Here is a 15640-nt window from a genome sequence, read left to right as displayed (position 1 = left end):
TTAAGGTCCCATTGGGAAAGAAAAGGAATCATAGAAAAAATGCTTTCTAACCAACGCTTTGAGCGCAAATTCTTGCGCCCTCGTTATTGGTTGCTGTGGATAGGGCTGGGAATACTCTATCTCTTGGTGTTACTGCCCTACCCGCTCATTTATCGACTCGGACACGGCCTTGGCAGAATCGCCATGCGCCTGATGAAACGCCGGGTAAAAATAGCACGCCGCAATGTAGAACTCTGCTTCCCTGAGATGCTCGCCGCCGAGCGCGAGGCGCTGATTGTCAAAAATTTTGAGTCCGTCGGCATGGGCCTGTTCGAAGTCGGCATGGCCTGGTTCTGGCCTGACTGGCGCATCGCCCGTTGGTTTAAGGTGAGCGGCATGGAAAACATGCAGTTGGCGCGTCAGGACGGGAAAGGCGTGCTGCTGATCGGCCTGCATTTCCTCACTCTGGAGCTGGGTGCGCGCATCTTCGGCATGCAAAACCCCGGCATCGGCGTGCATCGCCCGCACAATAACAAACTGATGGAATGGGTGCAGACCCGCGGCCGGCTACGCTCGAATAAATTTATGATCGATCGTAAAGATATCAAAGGCATGATCCGCAACCTGAAACAGGGTGAAATCCTGTGGTATGCGCCGGACCACGATTATGGCCCGCAAAGCAGCGTGTTCGTACCGTTCTTCGCCGTGGAAAACGCCGCCACGACGACCGGCACCTATATCCTGGCGCGCATGGGGCGACCGTCGATCGTGCCATTCGTGCCGCGCCGCCTGCCGCATGCGCAGGGTTATGAGCTGATCGTACAGCCACCGCTGACGGACTTCCCACTGGACGATGAAACGCGCGCGGCGGCCATGATGAACCGCGTGGTGGAAGAACAGGTGCTGCTGGCACCCGATCAATACATGTGGTTGCACCGCCGCTTTAAAACCCGCCCACCCGGCGAACTTTCGCTGTATTAACCGCCTTCGCGCCTTCGCCCGCCCTGCCGGCGGCGAAGGCGCTCACCTCGCACGAGCATTCTGCGTCAGGGGAACTACACTAATAAGTCACCGACGGCAATTATTGCCGCCAGCAACCATTTCTTCCTGCCCGAGGGCCGGTCGTTGCCTGTCGGGCCACAACCGAGGTCAATGTCATGCTGGTACAACCCTATTTGTTTTTCAGCGGTAACTGTGAGCAAGCGATTAACTTCTATGTACAGCAGTTGAATGCCAAAATTGAAATGGTCATGCGCTTCAAAGACATGCCCGAAGAAGCCCGCCAAGGCGGGCCGCAGGACGCCAATCCTGAAGCGATCATGCATGCGCGTCTGCTGATCGGCGACGGTGTACTGATGGCCTCCGATGGCTGCCCACAAGATGACAGCGGCGGCGCTTCTCACAAAGGCTTCTCGCTGTCGCTGAACCCCAGCGATGCGGAGCAAGGACGCAAACTGTTCGACAATCTGGCGCAGGGCGGCCAGGTGACGATGCCTTACCAAGCCACCTTCTGGGCCAAAGGCTTTGGTATGCTGACCGACAAATTCGGCGTCAACTGGATGATCAACGTCGAATAACCCGTCATGGCGCCGCTAGCTGTAGCGGTGCCAGTCATACGCCACCTTGGCGAACAGCACGAACAGCACCGTCAACAGCACCAACCCCAACCGCCAATAGGGCGACCGGCGCCGCCGCCAGGCGAAGAACATCATCACCGCCAGCCCCCCCAGCGTGAGGGGGTAATACACCGCCAGCGTCAGTAAAGCGATAATGATGTAATCCGACATGGCCCTTTTACTCCTTCGCGTTCACGCCGCCGCAAATGCGGGTTGCGATCGCCCTTTCGCCTTATCGCCTCGTTAAGGGCTAGAGGTCTGGCGCGTTTATGCATAAAATATAAGATTGCTCTTAACTCGAACTAAATAGTAATCAAACAACAAGGGTGACATGACTCAGCAGCAACCCATACAGGATGCCGTGCCGCCGCGCAGCGTTAAAAGCTCCCCATTATTATTTCAGGCCGGCGTGTTTGTCATCATCGTTGCCGCCACGCTGATCCTCTTTAACAGCTGGCAAATCTGGAACGCGCACCAGCGCGATCTGCGCAGCGCCGAGCATGAATCCGCCAACCTCGCCCGTTCGCTGGCGCAGCATGCCGACGATACTTTCATGCAGGTGGACGGCAATCTGCTCGATCTGACCGAACGTCTCCAGAACGACGGGCTGGGTCCATCGCAGCTGACGCGGCTGCAGCGCGTCATGCAGACGCAGGTCGGCAACCTGCCGCAGCTGCATGGGCTGTTTCTCTACGATGCGCGCGGCCGCTGGCTGGCGACCTCCTCGGGCAAATTCATCAAGAACGCCAACAACGCCGATCGCGATTACTTCAAATACCATCAAAACCGCGACGGCGGCGGCCTGTACATCGGCAAGGTGATCCGCAGCCGCACCACCGGCGATCTGATCATTCCCGTTTCGCGGCGCTTCAACCACCCGGATGGCAGCTTTGGCGGCGTGGTGCTGGCGACGCTGTACGTCGATTATTTCCGCCAGTTTTACGACAGCTTCGCCCTCAACACTGACGCCTCGCTGAACCTGCTGCTGGCGGACGGCACCATCCTTTACCGCCGCCCCTACTCGGCGGCGTCGATCGGTAAAAACATCGCCAAGGGCGTGCTGTTCAGCGAAATTTTGCCGCATTCGGAATTCGGCAACGCCACCATCACCTCGCTGTACGACAAAGTGGAGCGCATCTACGGCTATTCGCGGGTCAACCGCTTTCCGCTGGTGATCGCCGCCGGGCTATCGAAACGCGACGCGCTGGCGGACTGGCGCACCGACGCCGGGCTGTTCGCCGCCGGTGGCCTCTCGCTGCTGATGATCCTGTTGGCGATGGGCATGGTGCTGCTGCGGCAAATCAAGCACAGCATGCAAACCGAAGCCGAGCTGATGCGCACCCGCGATCAGCTGACCAGCATCAACCAGATGCTCGAAGAACTGGCGCTGCTGGACGGCCTGACCGGGCTGGCCAACCGCCGCCAGTTTGATATCGCGCTGAAGAACGAGCTGGCGCGGGCTTCGCGCAACTACCGCAGCGTGGCGCTGCTGATGCTGGATATCGACTATTTCAAACAGTACAACGACAGCTATGGCCACGTCGCCGGGGACCAGTGCCTGCAGCAGATCGGCCAAACGCTCAAAGGGTTGGCATGCCGCAGCAACGACGTTTTAGCGCGCTACGGCGGCGAAGAGATGGGGATTATCCTGCCGGATACCGACATTCAGGGCGCACTGATTTTCGCCGAACGCGTCATCCAGGCGGTACGCGATCTGAAGATCCCGCATCAGGGCAACCCGCACGGTATCGTCACCATCAGCATCGGCATCTGCGCCAAAGTGCCACATATGTATAACGATACGCCGATCAGCTTTATCAATGAGGCGGACAGCGCGCTGTATCAGGCCAAGAAAAAAGGCAAAAACTGCATTTACGGTGCTTAATCAATAATCGGGTCTCCAAATTTGGCGGCCCGATTTATTCCCGACAAGATGAAATAATTCCACTCCGCAACATTATTTCCCCGGTTTGCCCTGCTATTTGAATGAAATAACGCCAATAAATAAGCAGCATATTTATTTCCATTACAATTCAATAAGATAAAAAACACACCATTCCGCAGACAATTCGTGCCATTTTTGATTATTCGTGCCTACGCGCAGCCCCGTTTAGCCCTCGTTTACTTTTCATTGGTATTGCCGGTGATATCCTTATTGGGAATATTCTCTCTATCAGGAAGCCATCGCACGCTTCGGCGCACTGCGCCCTGCTGATACATCCATAATAGAACCCACAAATTTCACGTTGCAATTGAGCGGCCTGCTGACGCCGCTCCAGCCAGCCACTGCGCAAGCCAGTGCAGCCAATCACGCGGCAACCTGAAAGACGGGAATAAAGCGATATAGATTTGCGAGGAGATCTCATGCCTACTGGCGATATTATGCGTGAACAGGCCGTCCTGACGCTGCCGTTGCGACAATGGGCGGCAGCGGAAGCATCCAGCGCGGTCAGCGAACTGGAACAGGGCAAGGTACTGTTTCTGCCTGAGCTGGCCTTCACCCTGTCTGAACAAGAAATGCCACTGCTGGATCCGACGTTGGTCGATCCGAAGCGCAAAAACATCAGCTATCAGCCGCTGTCCGGCAAGCTGACCGGCGTCGCCGTCGTGGAACGCCGGCAGCAGGTTCAGCAACTGCTGGAACGTTATTACCAGTCGTGCCGCCAGCTGATCGCCGGGCTGTTGCCCGAGTATCAGGAGGCGCTGCACCATCCGACCGGCAGCCTGCGTTTGCATCCGGTTTCGGCCTGGCGCGCAAGCAGCTCCTGGCGCAAAGACGACAGCCGGCTGCACGTCGACGCTTTCCCGTCGCGCCCGAACTACGGCGAACGCATTCTGCGCATTTTTACCAACATCAACCCGCACGGCGAGCACCGCCAATGGCGTGTCGGTGAACCGTTCCCTGAGCTGGCGGCACGCTTTATGCCGCGCCTCGCACGCTACTCCGCCCTCAGCAGCTGGCTGCAGCATCAGGTGCGCATCACCAAGACCCGCCGCAGCCATTATGACCACCTGATGCTGCAGTTGCACGACGCCATGAAGGCCGACGGCGATTATCAGCAGCAGGGGCCGCAGCTGGCGCTGGCGTTTCCGCCGGGCAGCAGCTGGATTTGTTTCTCGGATCAAACGCCGCACGCCGCGATGGGCGGCCAGTTTATGCTGGAACAGACCTTCCTGTTGCCGGTGAACAAGATGCAGGATCCGCAGCGCTCGCCGCTGAAAGTGCTGGAACAGCTGCGCGGTCAGCCGCTGATCTGAATAGATTGCCGCCGCCGGGCCTGCCGGCGGCGGCAAACGCGTATTACGCCTCGAAGTCCCCCTGCTGGCGCGCCACCAGCGTCAGGATGCTGTACAGCGCCACCGGCTGCTGTTCCTGATTCAACACCTGCACATCCCACACCACCACGCCGTGCGGCCGATCCTCGGCGGTTTTTTGCGGCTTGCGGATTTTCTTCTTGCAGGTCAGCCGCACCTGAATGGTGTCGCCGATCTTCACCGGTTCGATAAAGCGCAGATTCTCCATGCCGTAGTTGGCGATCACCGGCCCGACGGCGGCATCGACAAACAGCCCGGCCGCGGCGGACACCACAAAGTAACCGTGCGCCACTCGCTCGCCGAACAGGGAATCGGCGGCGCCGATCTTGTCCATGTGCGCGTAGAAATGATCGCCGCTCAGGCAGGCGAAGTTGACGATATCCGCTTCGGTCACGGTGCGGCGCGCGGTCAACAGGCTGTCGCCCAGCTGCAGCTGCTCGAAGTATTTACGGAACGGATGTACCGGATGCTCGGCGACCGGCGCGCCGCGCACCCATTCACCGCCGATGGCCGCCAGCATCGCCGGGCTGCCCTGGATCGCCGTGCGCTGCATATAGTGCTTCACCGCACGCAGTCCGCCCAGCTCTTCCCCGCCACCGGCGCGCCCCGGGCCGCCGTGTACCAGCATCGGCAGTGGCGAACCGTGGCCGGTGGACTCCGCCGCCGCCTGTTCATCCAAAATCAGCATTCGGCCGTGGGCGCAGGCCGCCGCGCGAATGAAGCGCTTGGCCAACGCCGGATCGGCGGTCACCAGCGATCCCGCCAGGCTGCCCTGCCCCAGCAACGCCAATGCGATCGCCTGCTCGGTATCCGCATACGGCATCAGCGTTGCCACCGGCCCAAAGGCCTCGGTGCCGTGCACCGCCTGATGGGTGAACGGATCGGCGCAATACAGCAGGGTCGGTGGATAAAACGCCCCACCGCGCGCGCCGTCGCCCAGGATCTCCAGCTTATCCAGCGCCGCGCCACAGAGCGGTTCGCAACCATTGCGCAGCAGGAACTCTACCTTGCTTTGCACATCCTCACGCTGCTCGTGGCTGACCAACGCCCCCATGCGCACCGGCTCCAGCTGCGGGTCGCCCACCGTCACCCCCGCCAGGCGCTGCAACAAGGCCTGACGCACCGCAGTCACCTGCGCCGCCGGCACGATGATGCGGCGGATCGCAGTACATTTCTGCCCCGCCTTGGCGGTCATTTCACGGCACACTTCTTTGATGAACAGCGCAAACTCCGGCATCTCCGGCGTCACGTCCTCCGCCAGCACGCAGCAGTTGAGCGAATCCGCCTCCATGGTGAAGGCGATCGATTTTTCCAGCAGGCGCGGATGCGCACGCAGCCGCTGCCCGGTCTGCGCCGAGCCGGTGAAAGTCACCGCATCCTGATAATCCAGGTGCGCAAACATGTCGCCGACGCCGCCGCAAACCAACTGCAGCGCCCCTTCCGGCACCAGCCCGCTGTCGACGATCAGCCTGACCATCGCCTGCGTCAGCTGCGCAGTAGCGGTGGCCGGCTTGATGATGGCCGGCATGCCCGCCAGCCAGGTCGGCGCCAGTTTTTCCAGCATGCCCCAGCACGGGAAGTTGAAGGCGTTGATGTGCAGCGCCACGCCAGGGCGCGAAGTGAGCACGTGGCGGGCGGCGAACTGCGCCTGTTTCGACAGCGGGATCAACTCGTCTTCCGGCCACAGCGTATCATCCGGCAGATCGCGGCCGGCCATGCCGGCATAGGCGAACAGCGTGGCGATGCCGCCTTCGATATCGACCCAGCCGTCGCTGCGCGTCGCACCGGTTTGATAGGAAATCTGATACAGCGCCTCTTTATGCGCCAGCAGGTGTTTCGCCACCGCTTTCAGCATCTGGGCGCGCTGCTGGAATGTCATGTTCGCCAGCGCCGGGCCGCCGTGGCTGCGGGCATAGCTCAGGCTCGCCGCTAACGGCAGGCCGTCGGAGCAGACCTGGTACAGCGCTTCGCCGGTCACGGCGTGACGGATCTCGCGGCCCTCTCCCTGCCCATACACCCAGGCGCCAGATAGATAACTGTGTAACTGCTGCATGTGCCCTCCAAAATTCATAAATTTTCACCCTACAGCTTAATTACGTATCACATAAATGCCAGTCAACGCCAAATCAAATTTTAACAAAAACAGAACAAAACCCGTTTTCAAGCCGCTTACCCTGTCATTAATACGGAATTGATGGTTTTATTTATCAAATTAAATCAACAAAATAACAAAAAACCTTGTGAGTGAACTCGCAAAACCACATGAATCTCGTTTGATCTTTTTGTTATCAGTTTGTAGCCTTATGGTTAGTTAAAGTGATTCACATTTTTATATCTAATGTGAAAAACACGAATCACCAAGAGGCGAGCATGACAACTGACGCACAATATCAGCAGCATTTCGACGACAAGATCGCGGCGGATATCGCCATTGAGGCCAAAGACTGGATGCCGGACGCCTACCGTCAGAACCTGATTCGGCAGATCGGCCAACACGCCCACTCGGAAGTCATCGGCATGCTGCCGGAAGCCAACTGGCTGACGCGCGCCCCCACGCTGCGCCGCAAGGCGGTGCTGCTGGCCAAAGTGCAAGATGAGGCCGGCCACGGTCTGTACCTCTACAGCGCCGCCGAGACCCTCGGCTGTTCGCGCCAGGACATCTACCAAAAGATGCTCGACGGCAAGATGAAGTATTCCTCCATCTTCAATTACCCCACGCTCAACTGGGCGGATATCGGCGTGATCGGCTGGCTGGTCGACGGCGCCGCCATCGTCAACCAGGTAGCGCTGTGCCGCGCCTCCTACGGCCCCTATGCGCGGGCGATGGTGAAAATCTGCAAAGAAGAAAGCTTCCACCAGCGCCAGGGCTACGAGGCGGTGATGGCGATGGCCCACGGCAGCGATTCGCAGCGCGCGATGTTGCAAGACGCCATCGATCGCTTCTGGTGGCCGGTGCTGATGATGTTCGGCCCGAGCGACGCCGACTCCCCTCACAGCGCCCAGAGCATGGCGTGGAAAATCAAACGCCACAGCAACGATGAGCTGCGGCAGAAATTCGTCGACAACACCGTGCCGCAGCTTGAGGCGCTGGGCATGACGGCGCCAGACCCGAGTCTTACCTGGGACGAGGCCGCCGGCCACTATCGCTTCGGCGAGATCGACTGGAGCGAACTGCATGAAGTGATCAAAGGACGCGGCCAATGCAACCACGAACGCCTGCAGGCCAAACGCCGCGCCTGGGAAGACGGCGCCTGGGTGCGCGACGGCGCCATGGCCCACGCTGCGAAAAACGCCGCTTCCGCCGCATAGCCAACATAAGGAACCGAGATCATGAGCCACGTTGAATGGCCGCTGTATGAAGTGTTTATCCGCAGCAAACAAGGGTTGGCACATCGCCACGTCGGCAGCCTGCACGCCGCCGACGACCAAATGGCGCTGGAAAACGCCCGCGACGCCTACACGCGCCGCAACGAAGGCTGCTCGATCTGGGTGGTGCAATCGCGCCATCTGATCGCCTCGCAGCCGGAAGATCGCGGCGCGTTCTTCGATCCGTCCGAAGACAAGATCTACCGTCATCCGACGTTTTACACCATCCCCGACGGCATCAAGAACATGTAGAGGCGACCATGACGGTTAACGATCCGCGCATCAGCTATTTGCTCCGCCAGGGCGACACGCCTTTGATCCTCGCCCAGCGCCTGTGCGCCTGGTGCGGCCACGCGCCCGAGCTGGAAATCGATCTGGCGTTGGCCAACATCGGTCTCGATCTGCTCGGCCAGGCGCGCCACTTCCTGGGCTACGCCGCCGAACTGGCCGGCCCGCCCTGCAGCGAAGACAGCCTGGCCTTCGGACGTGACGAGCGCCAGTTTCATAACCTGCTGCTGGCGGAACAGCCGAACGGCGGTTTCAACGACACGCTGGTGCGTCAGTTCCTGCTCGATGCCTACCACGTACAGCTGCACCAGGCGCTGAGCCGCAGCCACGATGCGCAGATCGCCGCCATCGCCGCCAAATCGTTGAAGGAGGCCGATTATCACCTGCGCTTCAGCCACGGCTGGATGATCCGCCTCGGTGACGGCAACGATATCAGCCACCGCAAGATCCAACAGTCGCTGGATAACCTGTGGCGTTTCACCGCCGAGCTGTTCCACGCCGACGCGCTGGAGCTTGAGCTGGCGGAACAGGGCATCGCCGTCGATCCGCGCCAGCTGCAGGCTCCCTGGCAAGCGCAGGTGGAGGAGACGCTGCGCCAGGCGACGCTGGCGCTGCCCGCCGAGCAGGCGTTCCGGCACGGCGGCAAACAAGGTCAGCACAGCGAACACCTCGGCCCGCTGCTGGCGGAGATGCAGTTCCTGCAGCGCGCCTACCCAAACAGTCAGTGGTAGGAGGCCGCGATGAACGTCACTCGTTTGCAACCCGCCGAAATCCCGCAGATTTGGCACTGTCTGCAGCAGATCAGCGATCCCGAGCTGCCGGTGCTGTCGATCACCGATTTGGGCATGGTGCGCGACGTGGTACGCGACGGCAGCGGCTGGCGCGTGACCTTCACCCCAACCTATTCCGGCTGCCCGGCTACCGAATTTTTGCTCAACGCCATCGAGCAGCGGCTGACGGCCGCCGGCTTCAGCCCGGTGCAGGTGGACATTCGCCTCAGCCCGGCCTGGACCACCGACTGGATGAACGCCGACGCCCGCGAACGGCTGCGGCAATACGGCGTAGCGCCGCCGCAGGGCCACACCTGCGATCGGCCGCACGCCCACGGCCCGGTCGCCTGCCCGCGCTGCGGCAGCACCCACAGCGAGAAGATCAGCGAGTTCGGCTCCACCGCCTGTAAAGCGCTGTACCGCTGCTGCGACTGCCGGGAACCGTTCGACTATTTCAAATGCATATAGGAGCGCTGACACCATGACGGTCTTTCATCGCCTGAGCGTCGCCGCCATCGAGCGCGAAACGCCGGACGCCGTAGCCATCACCCTGCGGGTGCCCGACGAGCTGCAAAACCAATACCGCTATACCCCCGGCCAGCACCTGACGCTCAAGGCGTTGGTCAACGGCGAAGAACTGCGGCGTTGCTATTCCATCTGCAGTTCGCCGCAGGAAGGCCTGCTGCAGATCGGCGTAAAAGCGATTGATCAGGGCCGTTTCTCCGGCTTCGTCAACCGCATGCTGAAAGTCGGCGATGCGCTGGAAGTGATGGTGCCGCAGGGGCGCTTCGGCTATCAGCCGCAGGCGGAGCGCCACGGCAACTACCTGGCGATCGCCGCCGGCTCCGGCATCACGCCGATGCTGTCGATTATCAAAGCGACGCTGCAGCTCGAACCGGGCAGCAGTTTCACCCTGATCTACGGCAACCGCAACAGCCGATCGATGATGTTTAAAGAAGCGCTATCGGATCTGAAAAACCGCTACCCGCAGCGTTTTCAGCCGCTGTACCTGTTCAGCCAGGAGAGCCTCGACAGCCCGCTGCTCAGCGGCCGCATCGACCGTGAACGCCTGGCGGCGATCGGCGGCGCGCTGCTGGATTTCCGCGACTATGACCACGCCTTTATCTGCGGACCGGAATCGATGATGGACGACGCGCAAACCGTGCTGGAACAAGCCGGCGTCCCAGCCAACCACATCCACAGTGAACGCTTCAACACCGGCGGCCTGGTCGCCCGCCCGCGCCACAGCGGCGATCGCAACGCTACCCGGGTGGCCATTCTGCTCGACGGCCGCCGGTTGGATATCGAGGTCAGCGAACAGGACGACAGCATTCTCGACGCCGCGCTGCGCCAGGGCGCCGATCTGCCCTACGCCTGCAAAGGCGGCGTGTGCGCCACCTGCAAATGCCGTCTCAAGGCCGGCCAGGTGGAGATGGGCGTCAACTACAGCCTGGAGCCGGATCAGCTGGCGGCGGGCTACGTATTGAGCTGCCAGTCGTGGCCGAAAGGCGACGGCGTGGTGTTGGACTTCGACGTCTAGGAGCCGCGATGGACACCCCCTTTATTCTGCATCAGCAGCAACACCGCGTGGTCACGCTGACGCTGCACCGCCCGGAGGCGCGCAACGCCCTGAGCACGCCGTGCCTGGAACAGCTGGTTGCCCGTCTGGAGCAGGCAGATGCCGACAGCGGCGTGGGCGCCGTGGTGATCGCCGGCGCGGCGCGCTTCTTCGCCGCCGGCGCCGATCTGCGCGAACTTCAGCAGCAGGATCTGCCGGCCGCGCTGGCGGATCGCCGTCCGCAGCTGTGGCAGCGGCTGGCGCAGTTCAGCAAGCCGCTGCTGGCGGCGGTGAACGGCTATGCCCTGGGCGCCGGCTGCGAGCTGGCGCTGGCCTGCGACATCGCCATCGGCGGCGAAAGCGCCCGCTTCGGCCTGCCGGAGATCACCCTCGGCCTGATGCCGGGCGCCGGGGGCACCCAGCGCCTGATCCGCTGCGTCGGCAAGGCGCGCGCCAGCCAGATGGTGCTGACCGGCGAAGCCATCGACGCCCGCACTGCGTTGCAGGCTGGCCTTATCAGCGAAGTGTGCGTCGATGCCCTGACGCTGGAGCGCACGCAGCAGATTGCCGATCGCATCAGCCGTCAGGCGCCGCTGGCGCTGCGCGCCGCCAAGCAGGCGCTGAAACAGGCCGAGGAAACCGGCCTTAGCCAGGGGCTAGCGATGGAGCGTCAGCAGTTCGTCACCCTGGCCGCCACCGACGATCGCCGCGAAGGCATCGCCGCCTTTTTCGAAAAACGTACGCCAAACTATCAGGGGCGCTGATTTATGGATAACGCATTGATTCTCAGCCATCTCGACGCCGGCGTGTTGACGCTGACCCTCAACCGGCCGGATCGGCTCAACAGCTTTAACGACGAGATGCATCGCCAGCTGAGCGAAGCGCTGACGCAAGCCGAGCGCGACGACAGCGTGCGCTGCCTGCTGATCGCCGGTGCCGGGCGCGGTTTCTGCGCCGGGCAGGATCTCAACGATCGCAACGTCAGCGCCGATCAACAGGCGCCGGATCTCGGCCTGTCGGTCGAACGTTTCTACAACCCCCTGATCCGTCGCCTGACCGCCCTGCCCAAACCGGTGGTATGCGCGGTCAACGGCGTGGCGGCCGGCGCCGGCGCCGCGCTGGCCCTGGCGTGCGATATCGTCATCGCCGCCGACAACGCCAGCTTTATTCAGTCGTTCTGCCGTCTGGGGTTGGTGCCGGATTCCGGCGGCAGTTGGTTCCTGCCGCGGCTGGCCGGCCACGCCCGCGCGATGGGCATGGCCTTGCTGGGTGACAAAATCAGCGCCCAGCAGGCGCTGGAGTGGGGCATGATCTGGCAGGTGGTGCCGGCGGATGAATTGGCCGACCGCACGCAAACGCTGGCGCGCCATCTGGCCACCCAGCCGACCTACGGTTTGGGGCTAATCAAGAAAGCCCTCTACAGCTCGGCCACCAACAGCCTCGATCAGCAGCTCGATCTGGAGCGCGATCTGCAGCGATTGGGGGGCCGCAGCGACGACTATCGCGAAGGCGTCAGCGCGTTCTTCGCCAAACGCACGCCAAATTTCAGCGGGAAATAGCCATGAACGCGCCCCTTCTTAACGGCCAGATGGCGGTGATCGGCGCCGGCACCATGGGCATCGGCATCGCCCAGGTGGCCGCTGCCGCCGGCCATCCGGTGCGGCTGTTCGATATCGCGCCCGCCGCCGCCCAGCGCGCGATCGACGATCTCGCTCGCCGCCTGCGCCAGCGGGTAGACGGCGGCAAGGCCGACGCCGCGACCACCGAAGCGCTGCTGGCGCGCCTCGAATGCGCCGATTCGCTCGAGCAGCTGGCCGACTGCGCACTGGTGATTGAAGCGGTGGCGGAAAATCTGGCGATCAAGCAGAGCCTGTTCCGCGATCTGGAAGCGGTCTGCTCGCCCACGGCGCTGTTCGCCAGCAATACCTCCTCGCTGTCAATCACCGCCATCGCCGGGGCACTGCAGCGCCCGGCGCGCATGGCCGGGCTGCACTTCTTCAACCCGGCGCCGCTGATGAAGCTGGTGGAGATCGTCAGCGGTCTGGAGACCGGGGTAGAGACCCTCGCCGCGCTGCAGGCCCTGGCGCAGCGCTGGGGTAAGCAGAGCGTTGTATGCCGCTCGACGCCGGGATTCATCGTCAACCGCGTGGCGCGGCCATTCTACGCCGAAACCCTGCGCGCGCTGGAGGAACGGGTGGCCGACGCCGCCACCCTGGATGCAGTCATGCGCGACGCCGGCGGCTTCGCCATGGGCCCGCTGCAGTTGACCGATCTGATCGGCCAGGACGTCAATTACGCCGTGACCGACTCGGTGTATCAGGCCTTCTACCAGGATCCGCGCTTCACCCCCTCACTGGTGCAGCAGGAGCTGGTGGCCGCCGGACATCTCGGCCGCAAATCCGGCCGCGGCTTCTACCGCTACGACGCGCAACGGCCCGCCGCAGAGATGATCGCCTTTGCGCCGCCGGCGCAGGCCGCGCCGCCGCAACGCGTCACGCTGCATGGCGACTGGTCTTCGCTGGCCGATTTGGCGGAACTGTTGATCGAAAATGCGGGGGGGATCAAACAACCTGGCCAGACCAGCCCGTACCTCACGATCGACGACGTTACAATGATGTTAACCAATGGTAAAACCGCCGGCCAACTGGCCGACGAACGTGGAACGCCCGTGGTGCTGTTCGATCTCTGTGCCGACTATGCGCATGCCTCCGCCATCGCCATCAGCTGCGCTGCGCAAAACGGCGCGCAACACAATGCCAACGCGATTCGCCTGCTGCAGTCCCTCGGCAAGCAGGTCATTCAACTGCCGGATTATCCCGGCCTGCTGACGATGCGCACCCTGGCCATGCTGGCCAACGAAGCGCTCGACGTGGTGAACAAAGGCGTCGCCGGCGCCGAAGATACCGATCTGGCGATGCTGCGCGGCGTCAACTATCCGCGCGGCCCGCTGGCCTGGGGCGCTGCGCTCGGCTGGCGCCACATTCTGACGACGCTGGAAAACCTGCAACGCTATTACGGCGAGGCGCGCTATCGCCCGATGCCGCTGCTGCGCTGCTATGCTTCCCCCGCCACTTTCCCAGGAGCCGAACGATGAACGCCAATACGCCGCGCGCGCTGGCTCAGCGCTGCGCCGAACAGATGTTTCAGCAAGATACCTGCGCTCAGGCGATGGGGATGCATATTGATGCCGTCGACGCCGGGTACGCACAGGTCAGCATGACCGTCGGCCCGCAGATGCTCAATGGCCACCAGACCTGCCACGGCGGCCAGCTGTTCAGCCTGGCGGATACCGCCTTCGCCTACGCCTGCAACAGCCAGGGATTGGCGGCGGTGGCCTCCGGCTGCAGCATCGATTTCGTCCGCCCGGCACTGGCCGGCGATCGCCTCACCGCCAGCGCGGCGGTGCGCCACCAGGGCAAAGCCACCGGGCTGTACGACGTCGAGATCGTCAACCAACTGGGCAAAACCGTCGCCTGGTTCCGCGGCCGTGCGCACCGCCTCGGCCACAGTATTTTAGGAGATCAGGCATGAATCAGGCATTTATCTGCGACGGCGTGCGCACCCCGATCGGTCGCTATGGCGGCGCGCTGGCCCAGGTGCGCGCTGACGATCTCGCCGCCCTGCCGCTGCGCGTGCTGCTGGAACGCCATCCGCAGGTGGATTGGACGCAGTTGGACGACGTGATCCTCGGCTGCGCCAACCAGGCCGGGGAAGACAACCGCAACCTGGCACGCATGGCGCTGCTGCTGGCCGGAGTGCCGATCGGCGTTTCCGGCACCACGGTGAACCGCCTGTGCGGTTCGGGCCTGGATGCGCTGGCGATGGCGGCGCGCAGCATCAAGGCCGGCGACGCCGGGTTGCTGCTGGCAGGCGGCGCGGAATCGATGACCCGTGCGCCGCTGGTGATGGGCAAGGCCGACAGCGCCTTCAGCCGCCAGGCGCAGCTGTACGACACCACCCTCGGCTGGCGCTTCGTCAACCCGCGGATGCAGGCCGAGTTCGGCACCGATTCGATGCCGGAGACCGCCGAAAACGTCGCGGCGCAGTTCAACATCAGCCGCGCCGATCAGGACGCCTTTGCGCTGCGCAGCCAGCAGCGTGCCGCCCGGGCGCAGGCGCTGGGCCACCTGGCGCAGGAGATAGCGCCGGTCAGCCTCACCGGCAAAAAAGGCGCGGTCACCCTGTTCAGCCAGGATGAACACCCGCGCGCCGACACCACCTTCGAGCAGTTGCAGGCGCTGAAAACCCCGTTCCGTCAGCCCGGCAGCGTCACCGCCGGCAACGCCTCGGGCCTGAACGACGGCGCGGCGGCGCTGATCGTCGCCTCTGAAGCGATGGCAGCACGCCAGGGGCTGACGCCGCGGGCGCGCATCGTCGCCACCGCCACCTGCGGCGTAGAGCCGCGGCTGATGGGCATCGGCCCGCTGCCGGCCACCCGCAAGGTGCTGGAGATCGCCGGGCTGAGCCTGGCGCAGATGGACGTCATCGAATTGAACGAAGCGTTCGCCGCCCAGGCGTTGGCGGTGATGCGCCAGCTTGGCCTGCCGGACGATGCCCCACAGGTTAACCCCAACGGCGGCGCGATCGCTCTGGGGCATCCGTTGGGCATGAGCGGCGCGCGCCTGGCGCTAGCCGCCCTGTTTGAACTGGAACGGCGAGCCGGCCGCTACGCCCTGTGCACCATGTGCATCGGCGTAGGCCAAGGCATCGCCATGATCATTGAGCGTGTCTGACCCCTGAGGCTAACC

At 62.8% G+C, this 15640-nt stretch carries 16 protein-coding genes; 14 read left to right on the top strand and 2 right to left on the bottom strand.

Annotated elements, in window-relative coordinates:
• The first annotated feature begins 39 nt into the window (after positions 1-39).
• Both N6G83_RS02540 and yjdN read left to right on the top strand, forming a co-directional pair.
• Positions 40-960: a Kdo(2)-lipid IV(A) acyltransferase gene (locus tag N6G83_RS02540; RefSeq protein ID WP_025303358.1), complete on the top strand. Its 921-nt coding sequence runs from the start codon at positions 40-42 to the stop codon at positions 958-960.
• A gap of 176 nt (positions 961-1136) precedes the next feature.
• Positions 1137-1556, top strand: a complete 420-nt coding sequence (yjdN, locus tag N6G83_RS02535) for a VOC family metalloprotein YjdN (protein WP_025303359.1) — start codon at positions 1137-1139, stop codon at positions 1554-1556.
• A 15-nt stretch (positions 1557-1571) separates the two neighbouring features.
• Here yjdN and N6G83_RS02530 read toward each other — a convergent pair whose 3' ends face one another.
• Positions 1572-1766 (bottom strand): hypothetical protein, encoded by a 195-nt coding sequence (locus tag N6G83_RS02530; RefSeq protein ID WP_060447861.1) that lies wholly within the window; start codon positions 1764-1766, stop codon positions 1572-1574.
• 160 nt (positions 1767-1926) lie between these two features.
• Between N6G83_RS02530 and N6G83_RS02525 the strand changes: the two genes are divergently transcribed.
• Both N6G83_RS02525 and N6G83_RS02520 read left to right on the top strand, forming a co-directional pair.
• On the top strand, positions 1927-3480 hold the full coding sequence (locus N6G83_RS02525) for a sensor domain-containing diguanylate cyclase (protein ID WP_025303360.1): 1554 nt from the start codon (positions 1927-1929) through the stop codon (positions 3478-3480).
• Positions 3481-3959: 479 nt separating this feature from the next.
• Entirely contained in the window at positions 3960-4853 is an 894-nt protein-coding gene (locus N6G83_RS02520; protein ID WP_169540981.1) for a Kdo hydroxylase family protein, read from the top strand.
• 43 nt (positions 4854-4896) lie between these two features.
• On the opposite strand, the gene paaZ is transcribed toward N6G83_RS02520, so the two are convergent.
• A complete protein-coding gene (gene paaZ, locus N6G83_RS02515; protein ID WP_049295901.1) occupies positions 4897-6963 on the bottom strand; it encodes a phenylacetic acid degradation bifunctional protein PaaZ in 2067 nt (688 codons plus the stop codon).
• Positions 6964-7280: 317 nt separating this feature from the next.
• Between paaZ and paaA the strand changes: the two genes are divergently transcribed.
• Genes paaA through pcaF form a run of 10 tightly spaced genes read left to right on the top strand, consistent with a single transcriptional unit; the run spans position 7281 to position 15625 of the window.
• Positions 7281-8219: a 1,2-phenylacetyl-CoA epoxidase subunit PaaA gene (gene paaA / locus N6G83_RS02510; protein ID WP_025303363.1), complete on the top strand. Its 939-nt coding sequence runs from the start codon at positions 7281-7283 to the stop codon at positions 8217-8219.
• 21 nt (positions 8220-8240) lie between these two features.
• Positions 8241-8528, top strand: coding sequence for a 1,2-phenylacetyl-CoA epoxidase subunit PaaB (paaB, locus tag N6G83_RS02505; protein ID WP_004935173.1), 288 nt, complete (start codon positions 8241-8243; stop codon positions 8526-8528).
• 8 nt (positions 8529-8536) lie between these two features.
• Entirely contained in the window at positions 8537-9295 is a 759-nt protein-coding gene (gene paaC / locus N6G83_RS02500; protein WP_197836118.1) for a 1,2-phenylacetyl-CoA epoxidase subunit PaaC, read from the top strand.
• A gap of 9 nt (positions 9296-9304) precedes the next feature.
• A complete protein-coding gene (gene paaD, locus N6G83_RS02495; RefSeq protein WP_197836116.1) occupies positions 9305-9802 on the top strand; it encodes a 1,2-phenylacetyl-CoA epoxidase subunit PaaD in 498 nt (165 codons plus the stop codon).
• Positions 9803-9815: 13 nt separating this feature from the next.
• Positions 9816-10874: a 1,2-phenylacetyl-CoA epoxidase subunit PaaE gene (gene paaE, locus N6G83_RS02490; RefSeq protein ID WP_260514587.1), complete on the top strand. Its 1059-nt coding sequence runs from the start codon at positions 9816-9818 to the stop codon at positions 10872-10874.
• Between the two features lie 8 nt (positions 10875-10882).
• Positions 10883-11656: a 2,3-dehydroadipyl-CoA hydratase PaaF gene (paaF, locus tag N6G83_RS02485; protein WP_025303367.1), complete on the top strand. Its 774-nt coding sequence runs from the start codon at positions 10883-10885 to the stop codon at positions 11654-11656.
• A 3-nt stretch (positions 11657-11659) separates the two neighbouring features.
• Positions 11660-12451, top strand: coding sequence for a 2-(1,2-epoxy-1,2-dihydrophenyl)acetyl-CoA isomerase PaaG (gene paaG, locus N6G83_RS02480; protein WP_043140507.1), 792 nt, complete (start codon positions 11660-11662; stop codon positions 12449-12451).
• Between the two features lie 2 nt (positions 12452-12453).
• Positions 12454-13986: a 3-hydroxyacyl-CoA dehydrogenase gene (locus N6G83_RS02475; protein WP_260514586.1), complete on the top strand. Its 1533-nt coding sequence runs from the start codon at positions 12454-12456 to the stop codon at positions 13984-13986.
• The gene (paaI, locus tag N6G83_RS02470; RefSeq protein WP_016927190.1) at positions 13983-14423 is read left to right on the top strand and encodes a hydroxyphenylacetyl-CoA thioesterase PaaI; all 441 of its coding nucleotides are present in this window, start codon (positions 13983-13985) and stop codon (positions 14421-14423) included. The genes N6G83_RS02475 and paaI overlap by 4 nt, the downstream gene beginning before the upstream one ends.
• Complete coding sequence (gene pcaF, locus N6G83_RS02465) at positions 14420-15625, top strand: 3-oxoadipyl-CoA thiolase (protein ID WP_260514585.1); 1206 nt, start codon at positions 14420-14422, stop codon at positions 15623-15625. Before paaI ends, pcaF begins: the two co-directional genes overlap by 4 nt.
• Positions 15626-15640: the final 15 nt, after the last annotated feature.

It is taken from the genome of Serratia sp. PL7, from assembly GCF_945957435.1.
This window is presented reverse-complemented; position numbering and strand designations above follow the sequence as displayed.